Origin of the sequence: Pseudoalteromonas sp. T1lg75 (assembly GCF_002964705.1) — a bacterium.
In the GTDB taxonomy this organism is placed as follows: Bacteria; Pseudomonadota; Gammaproteobacteria; order Enterobacterales; family Alteromonadaceae; genus Pseudoalteromonas.
The window spans coordinates 315,867-332,719 of the sequence record NZ_PQCD01000062.1 but is presented as its reverse complement, the minus strand read 5'-3'; the positions used below and the strand labels follow the sequence as shown (position 1 = coordinate 332,719).

Here is a 16,853-nt window from a genome sequence, read left to right as displayed (position 1 = left end):
TTTTTTATGTCGCAAGGGCGTTTTTGTCAGCACTAATAGGGTGCCGGATACTCCCTAAATACCGCATCGATTTGCGCCAAGGTCTCCTCGTTGAGGGTAAGCGCAAAGGCGTCAATATTTTCCTGCAGTTGTGCCTTGCTGGTGGCGCCGATAATGGTTGAGGTCACCCCTTGCACTTGGTTACACCAGGCCAGTGCCAGCTGCGCCGTGGTTATCCCTTGCTGCTTGGCAATCTCCTGATAGCGGGCCACCGCTTGCTGGCCTTGCTCGGTATCGCGAAACAGACCATTGCGCTGAGCTATGGTCCAGCGTGACCCTGCCGGGCGCGCACCACCTAGATACTTGCCGCTAAGCATACCGCCGGCCAGTGGTGACCAGGGCAGGTAGGCTACGTCTTCATGATGGCATTGCTCGATTAAATAAGGCCAATCCTTGCCATGCACCAGGCTAAACTCGTTTTGCATCGACACCATGGCCGGCAGCGAATACTGCTTGGCGAGATCCAGGTACTGGCTCAGCCCCCAGGGGGTTTCGTTGGAAAGTCCGCAATGGCGGATTTTACCGGCGCGAACACAAGTATCCAAGCCCTCTAAAATGGCGTGCATTTGCGCGCGCTCGGTGCTTTTGTCGACGCTCTCGATATCCACCATGCCCGGCCATTGCTTGGCAAAATGCGGTGAGGTGCGATTGGGCCAGTGCAACTGGAAGAGATCGATATAGTCGGTCTGCAAACGCTTAAGGGATTGGTCGACGGCGGCTATCACCGCTTCTTTGCTGATGTCGCCACCATCACGAACCCACTTTAAGCCGTTACCCGCTATCTTGGTCGCCAGCACCAGCTCTTTGCGCTTTTCCTTATGGCGAGAAAGCCAGTCACCGATAATGATTTCCGTCTTACCATAGGTATCTGGACTCGGTGGCACGGCATACATTTCGGCGGTATCGATAAAATTAACGCCTTGAGCAAGCGCATAATTGAGTTGCTCATCGGCATCGCTTTGAGTGTTTTGTTTGCCCCAGGTCATGGTACCAAGACAGACGCGTGATACCTTTAAGCCGCTGCGGCCGAGCTTTGCATAGTCCATGATTAGCCCTTTAGGTTTAAGTGCAGGAATGATAACAAGCTATCATTCAATGGCGCTTTTTGCATTGTTTTGAAGTCAAACATCACCAACTTTGCCTGACCCTCGGTCACTACGGCCTGTTGCGCACAGGAGAAAACGTTGTAATGGGTGGTAAAACTGCTGCTGCCAATGTCGCTGATACTGACGCCGATTAGCAGGGTGTCGGGAAAGGTCACCGGGCGCTTATATTTGGCGTAGTTGTCTGCCAGCACCGGGCCGACCTGCTCAGCGGCAAGGTGTTCAAGTATGCCGGCCTGATTTAAAAAATCGATACGGGCAATTTCAAAGTATTTGAAGTAGAGGGTGTTATTTACATGCTGCAGCGCATCCATATCACCCCAGGCCACCTTGATTTCGCAGGCCTTAGGAAAGCGTTCTAAAAATGCGTGTTGGTTGGGCATTAATCGGCTCCTTAGAGTTTTTACTCTGCCTAGCATGCGCCAAGCCATTTAAAAAAGAAAGGGGATGGCGATAAGTGGCGACGGCAACCGACACCATCTAGTTGCTACTGCCTGGGTCGGCAGAGTGGTCGCTCACTGATTATCGATCATCTCGTTCATGTCGATTTTGTCATCAGAGAATAACTCATAGTACAGCCAGTGCGCGAAGGCGTTAAAGAAACCACTGGCTACGACAAATGTGGTGTCTTTACTCTCATTACGCTGCCCATTAACGGAGGCGCTAGCGAAAGGATTGTTATCCCGACCATTTATTTGCTCGTGACTGCGCGCTGCGCCGGCAAAGAAGTCTTCACCAAAGTTGGGTTTTTTCGGTGCTGCGCAGCCGCCGGTAAGCAGCAGGCTGGCCAGTAATATCAGGGAAGGTGTTCGCATGTCTTTTCCTCCTTAAAAGTACCACGCGTTAGCATAAGCTAATCACTTTTGCGCACCCGCCTTAAAGCAGGCGCGCTTGGAAAACGCCCCAATATCGCTAATTTGTACCTACTAAGCAATTGATTTCGGTGAAAGTCTTAGGCTAAGGCAGGGGAATAAACTCCTGCTCATCGCCGGGAACCTTGGCAAAGCGCCCGTTTTGCCAGTCGTCCTTGGCCTGCTCAATGCGCTCCTTGCGACTGGAAACAAAGTTCCACTCGATAAAACGTTTGCCCAGCGGCTCACCGCCGATAAGGGCGATGCGCGAGTCTTGGCTGGCGGTGACCGTAACGCCAGCGCTTATGTCATGGGTATCGGAAAACACCGCCATGCAGTGCTCGGGAATCTCGGTGTCTTTCGCTTTTAAATGACCGCGCACTACATACAGGCCGAGCTCCGCGCATGGTGGCAGGGTTAATGACTCGCCGGGTTTAAGCACGGCTTCCAAATATAGGGTATTGGAAAAGGTGTGCACCGGCGACTCGACGCCATAGGCGCTGCCCATCATGACTCGCACGGGCACGCCATCAATATTGACCAGGGGCACGCTGGTGGCCGGGTAGTGATAGAAGGCTGGATCCATTTCTTCTTGCTCCTTAGGCAGGGCAAGCCAGAGTTGCAGGCCGTTAAGGTTGCGTGCGTGCTCGGTGACTTCTGGGCGCTCGCGCTCGGAGTGGACTATGCCGCTGCCGCTGACCATCAGGTTGATATCCCCCGGCTTAATAGGCTGCACACTGGCCAAAGAATCGCGATGAAGGATCTCACCTGCAAACAAATAAGTGACGGTGGCAATGCCGATATGGGGATGGGGGCGAACATTGATGCCTGGGCCAGGGGCAAAGCTGGCCGGGCCCATATGATCGAAAAAGATCCACGGGCCTATCATTTTTAATTGCGCCGTTGGTAACAAACGACGCACGGAAAAACCGCCCAGGTCTGTGTCCTTGGGCTTTAACACCATTTTCACCGCGCCGCAGGCGTCCATTAGCTCACAGTCATTGCGGGTGTCATTGGTTAGATTGCTCATATGGGTTCCTATTTACAGTCCGTGGTGATGATGGTTACTACCTGGGTCATAAGTTTATGGATTGGGCATTTATCGGCTATTTGCGCCAGCTTCTCCCGCTGCGCCGCATCAAGCTCGCCGCCCAGCATAAGGTCTAGGTGCAACTGGTAGCGTCCCTGGCGCTCCTCACTGGCATCCCGGGTGATGTTCACGGCCACATCCGTTAATGGGATCCCCGCTCTTTGTGCATACATAAGCAGGGTAATGGCCTTACATGCCGCCAGGGCCGAGTCGTAAATATCGTGAGGATCCGGTGCGCTGTCGCTCTGGGTATCGATACGGGCATCGGCAAAGAGCCGATGTGGGCCGATTTGTACTTGCTGGCGATATTGGCCGTCGGCCGTTTTAGTGAGTTTGATGCTCATGGTTTGGCTCCTCGTTCTGTGATGGAAATAGCCTGGAGATCAGCGCATGGTTTTTAGCGCTTTGGCCCATTTTTCCAGCTCTTCTAACAGGGATTTGCCGGAGGCGAGGTGGTGTTCATTGGCAACAAAGTGTTTATCCTCATCGAGCAGGTTCCAGGGCATTTGTACCATTACGCTCTCCATCATGGGCATCATCTTTAAGGTGGTCACTAACTGTTTGGCTACCTGGGTTGAACGCAAGCCGCCGGAGACGCCGCCATAACTGACGAAGCCACAGGGTTTGTAATTCCATTCGTTATAAACATAATCCAGAGCGTTGGTGAAGGACGAGGGTGGGCAAAAGTTGTATTCGGGCAGCACGAACACATAGGCATCGGCCCGGGCCACACTGCGCGACCAGGCCTTGGTATGTTCATGCTGGTATTCCTGCAGGCGCGGATGCTTGGGTTCGTCGTACATGGGCAGGTTAAAGGCGGCAATATCCACCAGGGAAACATCAAAGTTGCTTTGCTCCTTGGCAAACTCGTAAAACCAGTTGGCGACGGATGGGCCGACTCTGCCGGGTCGGACGCTGCAAATAATGACGTGAAGATTCAGGGCCATGGCTTTGCTCCAGTGAAGGTTACAAACTATCAGTATGATGGATGCACACGAGAATGAGTAAAAAGTTTGGCGCGCCCAGCGGCAGACGGGGGGGAAGTCTTGCGCTCCCCTAGCTAAGCATGAGCTTGGCATAGAGGACTAAAGCCAACAGCAGCAAGAGCCAGTTCATCACCCGTAAAAAATGCTGGGGATTGAACTTTTGCTGAATTTTCACTCCCAACCAATTGCCTAGCAGGGCTAATGGCACAAAGGCTAAGGCGCTGAACAGCAGATCCAGGGTGAGCAGTCCCTGGGCACTAAAGGCCGCGAGTTTAACGCCATTCATCAGTGCAAATAGCGCCGCCGCGGTGGCCACATACTGGCGCGGGGCCAGAGCCTTGGCGGTGAAGTAAATGATCAACGGCGGTCCGCCGGCATGGACCAAGGTGCTGGCCAGTCCGGATAAGGTAGCCATAACGCGTCCGCCCCAATCGCTTGCCAAAAAGCCGTAACGTATCTTGGCAAAAAATAAGCTGCGCAGGGCAAACAGCAGGCTCAGGGTGGCGATGGCGGCACTGAGCCAGGCGGCGGGAATAATTTGAATCAGCCATTGCGCTATCAAGACCCCGACAACAACGCCGGGCAGCAGCAGGCGGATCAGCTCGTTTTGCCATTGGCGCCAATAGCTTTTTAAGCTAAAGACATCGGCAATGATGAGAATCGGCAACATCAAGGCAATGGCATCAAGGGCGGGCATCACCAGCAGTAGCAGGGGGACGGCAAACACACCCAGGGCACCGGCAAATCCCGATTTGGAAATGCCGGTGAGCATCACCACTGCGGCGATAACGAGGAGCGTGGTGAGCGTCATCAGGGTAACTCAAACCAAAGTGCTTCAAGGGCCGAATCGGCATAAATAGTCACTGTGTCATCCTTATCCGTTGCAAAGGCATCGCCGGCTTCTAAAACCTGTACCTGGCTGTGGGCGTGGCCGCTTACCAGGTGCAGATAACCCGTACCTGAGCTACTCAATCTGTATTGCTCCCCAGGTTGTAACTGCAGCCGCGAGATGTGGGCGTCCTGGTTAATGCTCAAAGTACCCGGCTCCCCGGTCGGCGTCCCAGGGGCGTCATTGCACCGTGCTGATGAACTTGCATCTGCTCATAGCTGGGTGTAATGCCACGGAATTTTGGCTGGATCCAAATTTGTAAAAAGTGCACCGGTTCGCTGTCCGAGGCGTTATATTCACTGTGCATAATGCCGCTGCCGGCACTCATACGCTGCACTTCACCGGCCGGAACAAGATATTCATTGCCTTGGCTGTCCTTATGTTTCAAGGCACCGCTTACCACATAGGAGATAATTTCCATATCGCGATGGCCATGGGTGTCGAAGCCTTGCCCGGGCTGAACCCTGTCTTCGTTAATCACCCTGAGCGCCGAGATGCCCATATGGGCGGGGTCGTAATAATGGCCAAATGAAAAGCTATGTTGGCTTTTTAGCCAACCGAGATCAACCGTTCCGCGTTCAGTGGCTTTGCGAAAATATTTCATAAGATGTGCTCCAAACTTGAGGTGTTGAAGCCAGTCTAATATCCCGCTAAAGAGATTAAAATGAGTATAAAAAGCACATATCGTTCGTTTTAAGCGAACGCTTGTTGGGCCTGCGATTTATACCCGACTGCGTAACTCGCCAATAAAAGTCCGTGCCGCCGGCCCCAGGTTATCGCCGTCTTTGAACAAGAGATACAGCGGATGGGTGCGCTGTGCGCCGCTACTTAACGGCAGGGGTTTTAAGGTGCCATCGGCAAGGGCACGGGTAATGGCATGCTTGGGTAACCAGGCAAAGCCCAGGCCATTGCCTATCATGTCGATGGAGGTGTTGATCTGGCTAACCGTCCAACGCTGATCGGCGCCCAGCCAACCTGCATCTTGTTTCCCCTGAAGGGCGGAGTCGCGAATAACTATTTGGCGATGGGCTTTTAAATCTTCACGGGTCAGCGCTCGACCCAGATGATGCAGAGCATGCCGCGGGTGTGCCACGGCGATAAAGTCGATACTGCAAAGCTGCTCGCTAAAGCCATCGCCAGAGTAGGGGGAGACAGCCAGCTCTACCTGATCGTTTTGCACTAACTCCAAGGCGCCGGTCAAAATGGACTCAAACAACTCAATGCGTAATAACGGATACTGGCTGCTGGTGGCTTCGAGCACGGCATAGAGAAGATGCTGTGGCAGGGTTTGGTCGACGGCGATACGCAGACGCGACTCTATGCCGTCGCCCAAGGTGTGGCCTATGGCTTCGACCTTGGCCGCTTCTTCCAACAAATATTCGGCGCGTCTGAGCAGCATTTTTCCGGCGTCGGTGAGTACGGTGCGCCGCCCCTCTATATGAAAGAGCTTAACGCCGAAGGCGGCCTCAATTTTTGCGACCGCACTGTGTACGCTTGATTGGCTTTTGTGCACGCTCTGTGCGGCCTGGTTAAAGCCGCCAGATTCGACGACGGCGCGAAACATCCGCCACTGTTCTAAGGTGATCCTGAGCATGAGCTAAAAAGGACGATTAATCATAGCCTAACCCTAACATGCGCTGGGTAAAAAGAAAGGCCTCACCCGGCTGATAAGCGGCAAAAAGGCCCGCAGGGTGCGGGCCTTTGATTCATTTGCGGTTAGTTGGCCTGGCGGCGAAGCAACAGCGCATCCAGGCTGAATTTGCCCGCTCCCGAGGCCGCTAGGGCAAGGAAGCCACCGGCAATGGCGATGTTCTTATAGAACATTAAAAACTGCGTTTGGTCGTCAAGCTGAAAGTGGAACAGCAGGGCGCTCACCACACTAAAGAGTGCAAAGGCCAAGGCGGTTAAGCGAGTCAGCAGGCCGGCAATAATCATGATGCCGCCAACGACCTCTAATAAAATAACCAGCGGCAGTAACATGCCGGGGACGCCAACCGAGGCCATGTACTGGGCCGTGGCATCGTAGAATTCGATTTTACTTAAGCCGGTAAGCACAAAGAGTGCGGTTAAACCAAAGCGCGCGAGTAGGGCACTGATGTTGGTGAGAGTCTCGTTGCTGTTAATAAGTGTGTGTAAGTTCATCTTCGTTTCCTTAATTAGGTCTCTGTGTTGCGATAAGGAAATAATAGACTCAATTTATAAGAACGAAAATTAGTAAAATTAGCGCTTACCATTCTAAAAAAACGAATGGTTGCTGGGGCGGCGTTTGCCGGGCTAGAGCAGGGCTAATCTGGGTGAGCCTAGATTAACCCTGAACTATGTGCCTGGGTTCAGGAATCCTTGTTTGCCGAGGCGCGGATACTGCCTTCGATAAGAGGGCGAATGGTGGACGCCTGAACAATAATGGAGAAGATCACCACCACGTAGGTTAAGGTCACCAACAGGGTTTTAATATCCGTGCCATTAACTACGGCCTGGCCCGCAGGAATGGAGGCCGCCATCGCCAGCGCAAGTCCGCCTCGCAAGCCACCCCAGGTGAGAATGCGCACCGCATTCACATCGTACTGGCGGAAGCGGCGAAAAGCGAGGTAGGGCAGCGATACGCTGATAAAACGCGCCAGCAGGACAATGGGTATCATGAGTAAGCCAATGCTTATTTCTTCCCAGGTAAAGGGCAGGGTGACTAACAGCAGGCCAATCAAGAGGAACAAGAGCGCATTTAAGGCGCCTTCGATGGCATGCCAGAAGTTACGAACGTTGCGAACGCTGGTGTAGCGCGACATGGTCGCCGCTTTTCCTCGGGTTACATTACCAATAAAGATACCACTGACCACCATGGCCAAGGCCCCGGATATTCCGAGCAGATTCGCGGTGGCAAAGCCGGCGGTGGGAATACAGATGGTGAGCAGCAGGCGAATATTGGCTTCACGGCTTTTTATGATCAGTACATGGGAGACGAAGGCGAGTACCAGGCCAAAGGCGATGCCGCCAATAGCGTCGACCAAAAACAGGTGGGCAACCCCGGCTGCGGTCGGCGCGGTGCCCGACAAGGCCACGGCTAAAATGGTGGTAAACAGCACCAGGCCGACACCGTCATTAAACAGCGACTCGCCCTCTACCTGAATGGAAATGTTTTCCGGCGCCTTCATTTGCTTGATGATGGCCAGCACGGCGATGGGGTCGGTAGGGCTGATCAGCGCCCCAAAAAGCAAGCAGTAGATAAAGGGCACGGGCCAACCCATAAAGCCCAGTAACTGATAACTAAGATAAGCCACGATAAAGGTAGAGACCAGGGTTGAAAACAGCACCAGGACGGCTATTTCTTTGCGTTGCTTTTTCATCACCCTAAGGTCAATTTCCAGCGCTCCGGCAAAGAGTAACACCCCCAGAACGCCATCCAGTAGAAATTGCTTAAAATCTATTTCGGCAACCAAGTTAAAGAGTTCCTGTGTGGCGTCGGTACCAAAGACCTTACCGGCGAGAATAAGCAACATCGACATCAACAAGGACCCTGCCGTGATGGCAATGGTGGGCTGAGTTTTCACCAGAAACTGGTTACTGAAGGCGATTAACACTGCCAGGGTCGACAGCAGGCAAAGTAGGTACCAGATACTCATAACGCATTGCTCGCAACTAGAGTAATAAAATAGAGGAAGCATTCTAGTTTTAAAACTAGAGGATGTCATCTAATTTTCTTGTTTTTCATCGCCTGGGTGTGCTCAAATGTTTTTAATGTTCAGCAGGACCCAAGTCAGTAAAAGAGTCTATGACAAATTCGAATGCTAAAAACACAGCCCTACGCACTCCCCAGCAGGAAAGGGGATTTCGCCGTGTGCAAATGTTACTAGATGCCGCCGCCAAAATAATTGAAGCGGATGGATTGGCAAACTTGACCATGCAAAACCTGGCGAAAATGGCACACACCTCTATCGGCTCCCTTTATCATTTCTTCTCCGACCGGGATGCGGTACTCAAGGCCTTGTTCGAGCGACACGAAGAGTCTATCGGCGATATTGTGCGTACCCTGGAAGAGGTGGATGATCAGCTGTGGTTAACCCTGTCTCCCTATGAGCTGGTTGATAAGTTGTTGCTGCCCTTTGCCAATTATGTGTGGCAGCACGGCGATTATTTACCGGTTGTGCAAGAAGTGCGTCAGCCTCATAAAAACTCCGAATTTATTCTCTTTATGACCAAGATAGTGGCCTTGCGTAACCCGGATTTATCGCCACAAGACAGTCAATTTCTGGCGATTATGGTCCAGAACATCACCGCTGGTACCATGCAGCAAGCATATTTGCTCGAGCCGAGCAGCGTCGAGGCAACGGTAAATGAACTGCGTTTAGTGCTGGGGAGTTATCTGGCGGAAAAGGAACGAGGTTAAGGGGAATGGTGGCTGGGGCAGGAAAGATTTCTTAAGATAAAAAAAGGGCCTAGTGGCCCTTTTTTTAGGTGAATTGTTCACGCACTCTTATCTCATGGTGACAAATTCTTCAGAGCCTGTTGGGTGAAAGCTGCTCGAAGAGCGAGAGCGCGTAGCTCTTTTAGGCTTGAACGCGAGACAAGAATGTCGAGCCGGGCGTACCATCAGGGATGATAGCCCAAGCCTTTCTATCTCATGGTCACAAATTCTTCAGAGCCTGTTGGGTGTATCGCCACCACCGCATCAAAGTCGGCCTTGGTTGCGCCCATCTTCATCGCCACGGCAAAGCCCTGGATCATCTCGTCCACGGCAAAGCCGATGCCGTGCAGGCCGATTATCTTCTCTTCCTTGCCCAGGCATACCAACTTCATGGCACAGGGCTGACGGTGCTGGGTCACGGCGGTATACATGGCGGCAAAGTTTGAGGTGTACACCTTGATATTTTCCTCACCGTGCTCGGCAATGGCTTGCTCTTCGCTAAGACCTATGGTACCGATGGGCGGGTGGCTAAAGACCACGGTAGGAACCAGGTTATAGTCCATCTTCATATCATTCGGCAGCTCGTCATTAAACAGGCGCTCGGAAAGAATACGGCCAGCCTTAACCGCCACCGGCGTCAGCTCGATGCCGCCTTCGATAATATCGCCCACCGCATACACGCCTTCGGCCGTGGTGTTTTGATATTCATCGACTTTCACATAACCAGACTCGGTCACTTCCACACCCGCCGCGGCAATATTAATGGCATCCGTGGTCGGCGTGCGGCCAATGGCCCAGATCACCTGGTCGACATTCTGGCTGTGACCATTTTCGAAGTGCAGAGTCAGGCTGCCATCCGCTTCTTTAACCACTTCTTTCGGTGAGCACTCGGTGTGCAGGGTCGGGCCTTCTTTTTTCATTACCTCGACCAGGGTGTCAACCAGCATGCCATCAAAGGTGCGCAGCGGCGCATGGCGACGCACAAAGAGGTGAGTCTCTGTGCCCAAACTATTTAATACACCGGCAATTTCCACGGCGATATAGCCGGCGCCAACAACCGCAACGCGCTTGGGTTGCTCGTTTAATTCAAAGAAGCCGTTAGAGTCGATGCCATACTCGGCGCCGGGAATATTAGGAATGGTCGGGCGACCACCGACGGCCACAAGAATATGGTCGGCGCTGTAGTGCTCGCCATTCACTTCAACGGTTTTGTTATCGACAAACTTGGCAAAGCCATTGATCACGGTAACGCCATTGCTGGCCAGGTATTTATTGTAACCCTGGTGGATGCGGCCAATATAGGCTTCGCGGCTTTCCACCAGTTTTTGCCAGTTAAAGTCTTTTAGCTCAACATCAAAGCCATAATCCGGTGCGTAGAGTTTAATGGCTTCGGCAATTTGGGCGCCGTGCCACATTACTTTTTTCGGTACGCAACCTACGTTTACGCAGGTGCCGCCCAGGTGAGTGGCTTCAATCAGGGCCACCTTGGCACCGCGCATGGCGGCACGGTTAGCCGAGGCGATACCACCACTGCCGCCACCGATGCAAATATAATCAAAGTGTTGAGACATGTTGTTTATTCCTATGAACTTTTACTGTCATATTTGGTTTGCCATACCATAGCAGAAATGAAGGCGCTGATCTGCACTTGTATTTTGCCGTATTGCCCCAAGAATGTAGGTATTAATCGTATTATGAGACTCAGTTATGACTAACCCCTTGATCGCCCTCGAAGGCTTGCCGCCGTTTTCAAAAATTAAGCCCGAGCATGTGCAACCGGCCGTCGAGCATGGCATCAAAGAATGTAAAGACACCATAGCCCAGGTTCTTGAAGCGCAGAATTTTACCTGGCAAGGTCTGGTGATGCCTCTGGAAGAGGCTGATGACAAACTGGGCCGCTTATTTTCACCCGTCTCCCATATGCACTCGGTGGTAAACACCCCTGAGCTGCGCGAAGCTTACGACGCGGTATTGCCGCTGTTGAGCGAATACAGCACCTTTGTGGGCCAGCATCAGGGTCTGTTCGATGCCTATACGGCAATGGCCAACAGCGATGAATACACTCGCCTAAGCAAGGCGCAAAAGAAGGTCATAGATAACGCCCTTCGTGATTTCAAATTATCGGGCATCGCATTGAATGACAAGGATAAAAAACGCTACGGCGAAATCGTCAGTCGCCTGAGTGAGCTCAGCGCCAAGTTCGGCAATAATGTAATGGATGCCACCTTGGCCTGGCAAAAGCATATCACCGATGAGAGTGAGCTGGCCGGTTTGCCCGAGTCGGCAAAAGACCTGGCGGCACACACCGCCCAAAGCAAAGAATTAGAAGGTTGGTTGTTTACCCTAGATATTCCCTCGTACCTGCCGATCATGACCCATGCGGATAACCGCGAACTACGTGAAGAAGCCTACACCGCTTTTGTTACCCGCGCCTCAGATCAGGGCCCTAACGCCGGCGAATATGACAACAGTGCCATTATGGACGAAGAGCTTAAATTGCGTCATGAACTGGCGCAGTTGTTAGGCTTTGAAAACTATGCCCAAAAGTCACTGGCAACCAAGATGGCTGACTCAACGGAGCAGGTATTTGGCTTCCTCAACGACCTGGCCGCCAAGTCTAAGCCGCAGGCGCAACAAGACTTAGAGGAGCTGCGCACCTATGCCGAGCAAACTCACGGTGTAACGGCGCTGGAAGCCTGGGACTATGCCTATTACAGCGAAAAGCTAAAGCAGGAAAAATATGCCATCAGCGACGAGCAGCTGCGTCCGTATTTCCCCGAAGACAGGGTTCTGAGCGGCTTGTTTAAAACCGTTGAAAAGCTGTTTGCCATTCGTGTTGAAGAGCAAAAAGAATTTGATACCTACCATAAAGACGTACGCTTTTTCGAGATTTACGACAGCAGCGATACCCTGCGTGGCCGTTTCTACCTCGACCTCTATGCCCGTGAGCACAAACGCGGCGGTGCCTGGATGGACGACTGCATGGGCCGCAAGGTGCGTTTAGGCGGACAATTGCAAACGCCAGTGGCCTACTTAGTGTGTAACTTTAACCGTCCGGTGGGCGATAAGCCGGCGCTGTTTACCCATGACGAAGTGGTTACCCTGTTCCATGAGTTTGGCCATGGTCTGCACCATATGCTGACTCAGGTAGACGCCGCCGCCGTTGCCGGCATTAACGGTGTCGCCTGGGATGCGGTGGAGCTGCCAAGTCAGTTTTTAGAAAACTGGTGTTACGAGCAGGAGGCGCTGGCCTTTATCTCGGGTCATTATGAAACTCATGAGCCTTTGCCGAAGGAGCTGTTGGATAAACTATTGGCGGCGAAGAACTACCAGTCGGCGATGCAGATGGTGCGTCAGCTTGAGTTCTCCTTGTTTGATTTTCATATTCATGCGGACTACGACCCGAGCAAGGGCAGCGAAATTCAGGCCATTCTCGATTGCGTGCGTGAGCAGGTGTCGGTTGTTAAGGCGCCAAGCTTTAATCGTTTCCAGCATAGTTTTAGCCACATTTTTGCGGGTGGCTACAGCGCTGGTTACTACTCTTACAAATGGGCGGAAGTGCTCTCGGCCGATGCCTTCTCTAAATTTGAGGAAGAAGGGATCTTTAACGCAGACACCGGCCGTGCCTTCTTAACCCATATCCTTGAGCAGGGTGGCTCGGAGGAGCCTGCGGTGTTGTTTGAGCGTTTCCGTGGCCGTGCGCCAAGCGTGGATGCCCTGCTGCGTCACAGTGGCATTGTTGCTTAAGGCTATGCCGAAAGCATTGCCAATGGCGTAGCCAAATATTTAGCCGCACTTTTCACTGTATTTAAGTGATCGGTGCGGCTAAAAATTCCTGATATCATACCCCTCAACAGCCATTTCCACGGAGAAAGTCGTGCACATCTATTGCCGTATCGATACCGCGCAAGCCTATTGCGATACCCTAAGCCAGCGCTTTAAGTTGGATGAATGTCCACTCGATGAGCAATTTTACCTGCAATACGATGAGTTGGGATTGGCCTTATGCAAGCGTGACGAGCCCAAGCTCACGCCTATTCGCGTCGACTTTGTCGAAGGTGCCGCGGCTCACCGCCGTAAGTTTGGTGGCGGCAAAGGCCAGGCTATTGCCAAGGCCGTCGGCCTGAATAAGGGCGCCACGCCCCATGTGCTCGACGCCACCGCCGGACTTGGCCGCGATGCTTTTGTACTGGCTTCGCTCGGCTGCAAGGTCACCCTTTTTGAACGCCACCCAGTGGTTGCGGCCTTGCTGTATGATGGCCTGGAACGCGCCTACCTGGATACGGAAATCGGCCCCTGGATGAAGGAGCGCATGCACCTGCATCATGGCAGCAGCCACGTGCTGTTAGAGAAGCAACCCCTTTCCGAGGGGGAAGTTGATGTGGTGTATCTTGACCCTATGTTCCCGCATCGGGAAAAATCCGCTTTGGTCAAAAAGGAAATGCGGGTGTTCCAATCCCTGGTGGGGGATGACGGCGATGCCGATGATCTGCTGACGCCGGCGCTGCAACTGGCGAGCAAAAGGGTGGTGGTTAAACGCCCGGATTATGCGCCGTTTTTAAACGAACACACTCCCAGCACTCAGATCAAGACCAAGAAAAACCGTTTCGATGTGTACGTGAATGCGGCCATGAAATAACCTGTTTTCGAATTAGGTAATATCTTATTTTTGTATTATTTTCATATCCTTGTCATAAATAATTAATATTCTACGCGCATTGTTATCGACCTAAGAGATAGGCATGCGCGTCTCAACCTTTACGCGATTGCTCGCGTTACTGCTTTCTTTGGCCAGTTTAATGCTGGTAGCGACCCTGTGGTGGGCGTTTGCAACTCTGCAAACCCTGGAACAGCAAAGCAGCCAATACGGCTTACTCAAAAACGACATCACCCTAGCGCTGACCGCGGACATTGAAGACTACCTAAGTGCCGGCGATGCCCAGTACCTGCTCAATGCCGAGCATAGGTTGAAGCGCATGCAAACGGAGCAACTCCCCGGCTTATCCCCAATCTTGGAGCAACAGCTTGCGCCGCTGTTAACCCAGTTGGTTAAAGGCATAGAAGGGGATTACCGTGCCCTGGGTAAACTCTCGGGTAACAGCAGTGCATTGTTGGACAATGCCCTTAGACAAATGGCCGGCTCGGCCAATTCCCTGCTTAATTATGCCCGTCAGGCGCAGCCCGACAAGCGCGCCTTAGCCACCGAATATATCGCCCTAGCCGGCGATTATTATCAAAGCGTGCTGACCTTGAGTCTGGCCACTCAGGCCCTGTATCAGGATTACAGCAGTGAAAAAGAAGCAAACGTCAATCAGGCGCTGGCACAACTCAATGCCTTGGCCGCAGACATCGAGGCTCTGGATAACCTGGGAGTGATGAGTGAGGTTGATGAAGACGAGTTGTTCTTTGACGCCGAGCCCGAAGATCTGGCCGCTGAAATTAAAGCGGAGATCCGCTCCTGGCCGAAGCGTTTTCCTCGCGATTTACAAGGCACCTTAGAGCAGGGACAAACGCGCCAGCAAGGCATGCAGCAGTTACGCGCCGAAGTGGCGGCCATTGCCGAGGTGGTGGTGGCTGCCGAGCAGCAGTTGTTAGCCGAGCAGGAGGCGGTGAAAACCCGTGTACTTTTCTTCTTTGGTGCGGCGATTGGTGGCTTATTGCTGTTGGCGGGGGCGGTGTATTTGTTGCAGCGCTCTCAGGTGCTGAACCCCTTGCGCCAGCTTCGTGATGGCTTTGCTGACTTGCTCGACAGCAACGAGCCGGCGCCCATCATCAGTAAAAATGCCCACACCGAGGTGGGGGAAATCGCCGCCTATTTTAATCAACTGCTGCAGCGCCAGCAGGCACAAGCTCAGGCCCGACAGCAAATGCTGCAGGTGATCAACGAGTTTATGCGGGAAATGAGTGAAAACCTGGAACACATCAGTCAGGGTGCGGAGCAAAGTACGGCACTGGCCGGCCATAGTCAAAGCCTGTTGACTCAGGTGCAGCACCTGGGGGACGACGTTAACAGCGTGAATGCCCAGGTGGCGGCCAATGCCCAGCAGACCCATGCGTCCATGGCGCAGAGCGTGAGTGTTGCCGAGGCCATGTTGCATGCTTCGGCAACCACGGAGCAGCGCATCGACGATGGCATGCAGAGCCTGCGTCAGTTGCTGGCCGGCGTGGACGATGTGTCCAAGGTGTTGGATGTGATCAACAATATTGCCGAGCAAACCAACCTGCTGGCACTCAACGCCGCCATCGAGTCGGCGCGGGCCGGCGAGCATGGCCGCGGTTTTGCCGTGGTCGCCGATGAGGTGCGTAAACTGGCGCAGCAAACACAACAATCGCTGGGCGATATTCATGCCCAGCTCGGCGAGCTCAGTGGTCATTCGCAGCGGGTGTCGCAAAACATCGGCGAGCTGGCGACTCAGGCGCAAACGCAAACGGATAATGCCCAGGAGCTTAAACGCACCGCCGAAGACGTATCGCAAAGTGCCGCCCAGGCCAATGAGGTGGCGGCACAGGCCACCGATTACGCCCAGCGTCAGCAGGAAATGCTGAGTGAGTTTGAGTCATCGATGCAGGCAATGCAGACGCAAATCGAGAGCTCCGACAGCAAGGTGAAGGGCATTTATCAAAGCTTGCAGCAACAAATGCAGACAATTCGCGAAAGTCTGGGTTTAAAAGCGTGATAATGGCCCAAGATCTACCCTGATTATATAGGGTCTGTTTATCTTTGCGGTTTACTTTATGTTCAATCTAAACGCATTCTGGTCACGACGCTCGTTATGGTGCATAGTTATTCTATGTTCATAGCGAGCAACACAGAGCAGGATGCGTTTAGATGAACCCGTAGGGCAGCGCTTGTAGCGCATTTCTACTGTGTTGTTACATGTTCATGTAGAATAACTACACCACACATGTGCCGCCTTGTATAAATTCACTACAAACTGCTGCAGAAACAAACAACAAAGGTCAACAGACCCTAACCCAGAAGGAGTTTATTATGATTGCCCAAGGTCAAAAAATTCCAGCCGCGAGCCTGACGCAACTAGGCGAGCAGGGGCTGAGCCATTTCACTACCGACGAGCTGTTCGCCAATAAAAAAGTGGTGCTGTTTGCCGTACCCGGCGCCTTTACACCGACCTGCTCGGCGGCGCACTTACCCGGCTTTGTTGTTCTGCGCGAAGAGTTTGCAGCAAAAGGCGTTGACGAAGTCATGTGTGTGTCGGTGAACGATGCCTTTGTTATGAAGGCCTGGGGCGAGAGCCAGAATGCCGATCGTATACGTATGCTGGCCGATGGCGATGCCAGCTTTACCAAGGCTCTGGGGCTGGATAAAGACACGGGTGACTTCGGTGGCGTGCGTTCAACGCGTTATGCCATGGTGGTAGACAATGGCGTGGTTACCCAGCTGTTTGTGGAAGAAGACAAGCAGTTTGAAGTATCTAAAGCCGAGCATGTACTGGCGAACCTTTAATTTTAATAAGGGTTCGTTTTGCTTGCATAAA

The 16,853-nt window shown here is 52.8% G+C and carries 16 protein-coding genes and 1 pseudogene; 5 read left to right on the top strand and 12 right to left on the bottom strand.

The annotated features are described in order from the left end of the window. Positions 1-32 precede the first annotated feature (32 nt). The 11 genes and pseudogenes from C2M36_RS16610 to C2M36_RS16560 form a co-directional block, all read right to left on the bottom strand. Positions 33-1,085 (bottom strand): aldo/keto reductase, encoded by a 1,053-nt coding sequence (locus C2M36_RS16610; RefSeq protein ID WP_105255848.1) that lies wholly within the window; start codon positions 1,083-1,085, stop codon positions 33-35. Between the two features lie 2 nt (positions 1,086-1,087). Beyond that, a complete protein-coding gene (locus C2M36_RS16605) occupies positions 1,088-1,525 on the bottom strand; it encodes an acyl-CoA thioesterase (RefSeq protein ID WP_105255847.1) in 438 nt (145 codons plus the stop codon). A 132-nt stretch (positions 1,526-1,657) separates the two neighbouring features. Continuing rightward, positions 1,658-1,957 carry a hypothetical protein gene (locus C2M36_RS16600; protein WP_105255846.1) on the bottom strand — a complete coding sequence of 100 codons (300 nt, stop codon included), beginning with the start codon at positions 1,955-1,957 and terminating at the stop codon, positions 1,658-1,660. A gap of 142 nt (positions 1,958-2,099) precedes the next feature. Beyond that, positions 2,100-3,023 (bottom strand): pirin family protein, encoded by a 924-nt coding sequence (locus C2M36_RS16595; protein ID WP_105255845.1) that lies wholly within the window; start codon positions 3,021-3,023, stop codon positions 2,100-2,102. A gap of 8 nt (positions 3,024-3,031) precedes the next feature. Next, positions 3,032-3,427 carry an OsmC family protein gene (locus C2M36_RS16590; protein ID WP_105255844.1) on the bottom strand — a complete coding sequence of 132 codons (396 nt, stop codon included), beginning with the start codon at positions 3,425-3,427 and terminating at the stop codon, positions 3,032-3,034. Between the two features lie 39 nt (positions 3,428-3,466). Further along, a complete protein-coding gene (locus C2M36_RS16585) occupies positions 3,467-4,030 on the bottom strand; it encodes an NADPH-dependent FMN reductase (protein ID WP_105255843.1) in 564 nt (187 codons plus the stop codon). 109 nt (positions 4,031-4,139) lie between these two features. Next, positions 4,140-4,880: a sulfite exporter TauE/SafE family protein gene (locus C2M36_RS16580; protein WP_105255842.1), complete on the bottom strand. Its 741-nt coding sequence runs from the start codon at positions 4,878-4,880 to the stop codon at positions 4,140-4,142. Further along, positions 4,880-5,562 (bottom strand): annotated as a pseudogene (locus tag C2M36_RS17170) (pirin family protein). Before C2M36_RS17170 ends, C2M36_RS16580 begins: the two are co-directional and overlap by 1 nt. 117 nt (positions 5,563-5,679) lie before the next feature. Further along, positions 5,680-6,552 (bottom strand): LysR family transcriptional regulator, encoded by an 873-nt coding sequence (locus C2M36_RS16570; RefSeq protein WP_105255841.1) that lies wholly within the window; start codon positions 6,550-6,552, stop codon positions 5,680-5,682. 122 nt (positions 6,553-6,674) lie between these two features. Beyond that, positions 6,675-7,100, bottom strand: a complete 426-nt coding sequence (locus C2M36_RS16565; RefSeq protein ID WP_105255840.1) for a DoxX family protein — start codon at positions 7,098-7,100, stop codon at positions 6,675-6,677. A gap of 188 nt (positions 7,101-7,288) precedes the next feature. Next, the gene (locus C2M36_RS16560) at positions 7,289-8,575 is read right to left on the bottom strand and encodes a cation:proton antiporter (protein WP_105213329.1); all 1,287 of its coding nucleotides are present in this window, start codon (positions 8,573-8,575) and stop codon (positions 7,289-7,291) included. 221 nt (positions 8,576-8,796) lie between these two features. On the opposite strand from C2M36_RS16560, the gene C2M36_RS16555 reads away from it, so the two are divergent. Beyond that, a complete protein-coding gene (locus C2M36_RS16555) occupies positions 8,797-9,339 on the top strand; it encodes a TetR/AcrR family transcriptional regulator (protein WP_233997917.1) in 543 nt (180 codons plus the stop codon). 227 nt (positions 9,340-9,566) lie between these two features. On the opposite strand, the gene gorA is transcribed toward C2M36_RS16555, so the two are convergent. Beyond that, positions 9,567-10,928, bottom strand: a complete 1,362-nt coding sequence (gene gorA / locus C2M36_RS16550) for a glutathione-disulfide reductase (protein WP_105255838.1) — start codon at positions 10,926-10,928, stop codon at positions 9,567-9,569. Positions 10,929-11,064: 136 nt separating this feature from the next. Between gorA and prlC the strand changes: the two genes are divergently transcribed. The 4 genes from prlC (at position 11,065) to C2M36_RS16530 (ending at position 16,822) form a co-directional block, all read left to right on the top strand. Continuing rightward, positions 11,065-13,104: an oligopeptidase A gene (prlC, locus tag C2M36_RS16545; protein WP_105255837.1), complete on the top strand. Its 2,040-nt coding sequence runs from the start codon at positions 11,065-11,067 to the stop codon at positions 13,102-13,104. A gap of 130 nt (positions 13,105-13,234) precedes the next feature. Further along, positions 13,235-13,996 carry a class I SAM-dependent methyltransferase gene (locus C2M36_RS16540; protein WP_105255836.1) on the top strand — a complete coding sequence of 254 codons (762 nt, stop codon included), beginning with the start codon at positions 13,235-13,237 and terminating at the stop codon, positions 13,994-13,996. A 103-nt stretch (positions 13,997-14,099) separates the two neighbouring features. Then, positions 14,100-16,034, top strand: a complete 1,935-nt coding sequence (locus C2M36_RS16535; RefSeq protein ID WP_105255835.1) for a methyl-accepting chemotaxis protein — start codon at positions 14,100-14,102, stop codon at positions 16,032-16,034. Positions 16,035-16,348: 314 nt separating this feature from the next. Further along, positions 16,349-16,822, top strand: coding sequence for a peroxiredoxin (locus tag C2M36_RS16530; protein ID WP_105255834.1), 474 nt, complete (start codon positions 16,349-16,351; stop codon positions 16,820-16,822). Positions 16,823-16,853: the final 31 nt, after the last annotated feature.

Excerpts from the sequence above, each read along its gene's own strand:
- C2M36_RS16610 (WP_105255848.1), bottom strand. The coding sequence starts at position 1,085 with ATGGACTATGCAAAGCTCGGCCGCAGCGGCTTAAAGGTATCACGCGTC.
- C2M36_RS16605 (WP_105255847.1), bottom strand. The coding sequence starts at position 1,525 with ATGCCCAACCAACACGCATTTTTAGAACGCTTTCCTAAGGCCTGCGAA.
- C2M36_RS16600 (WP_105255846.1), bottom strand. The coding sequence starts at position 1,957 with ATGCGAACACCTTCCCTGATATTACTGGCCAGCCTGCTGCTTACCGGC.
- C2M36_RS16595 (WP_105255845.1), bottom strand. The coding sequence starts at position 3,023 with ATGAGCAATCTAACCAATGACACCCGCAATGACTGTGAGCTAATGGAC.
- C2M36_RS16590 (WP_105255844.1), bottom strand. The coding sequence starts at position 3,427 with ATGAGCATCAAACTCACTAAAACGGCCGACGGCCAATATCGCCAGCAA.
- C2M36_RS16585 (WP_105255843.1), bottom strand. The coding sequence starts at position 4,030 with ATGGCCCTGAATCTTCACGTCATTATTTGCAGCGTCCGACCCGGCAGA.
- C2M36_RS16580 (WP_105255842.1), bottom strand. The coding sequence starts at position 4,880 with ATGACGCTCACCACGCTCCTCGTTATCGCCGCAGTGGTGATGCTCACC.
- C2M36_RS16570 (WP_105255841.1), bottom strand. The coding sequence starts at position 6,552 with ATGCTCAGGATCACCTTAGAACAGTGGCGGATGTTTCGCGCCGTCGTC.
- C2M36_RS16565 (WP_105255840.1), bottom strand. The coding sequence starts at position 7,100 with ATGAACTTACACACACTTATTAACAGCAACGAGACTCTCACCAACATC.
- C2M36_RS16560 (WP_105213329.1), bottom strand. The coding sequence starts at position 8,575 with ATGAGTATCTGGTACCTACTTTGCCTGCTGTCGACCCTGGCAGTGTTA.
- C2M36_RS16555 (WP_233997917.1), top strand. The coding sequence starts at position 8,797 with ATGTTACTAGATGCCGCCGCCAAAATAATTGAAGCGGATGGATTGGCA.
- gorA (WP_105255838.1), bottom strand. The coding sequence starts at position 10,928 with ATGTCTCAACACTTTGATTATATTTGCATCGGTGGCGGCAGTGGTGGT.
- prlC (WP_105255837.1), top strand. The coding sequence starts at position 11,065 with ATGACTAACCCCTTGATCGCCCTCGAAGGCTTGCCGCCGTTTTCAAAA.
- C2M36_RS16535 (WP_105255835.1), top strand. The coding sequence starts at position 14,100 with ATGCGCGTCTCAACCTTTACGCGATTGCTCGCGTTACTGCTTTCTTTG.
- C2M36_RS16530 (WP_105255834.1), top strand. The coding sequence starts at position 16,349 with ATGATTGCCCAAGGTCAAAAAATTCCAGCCGCGAGCCTGACGCAACTA.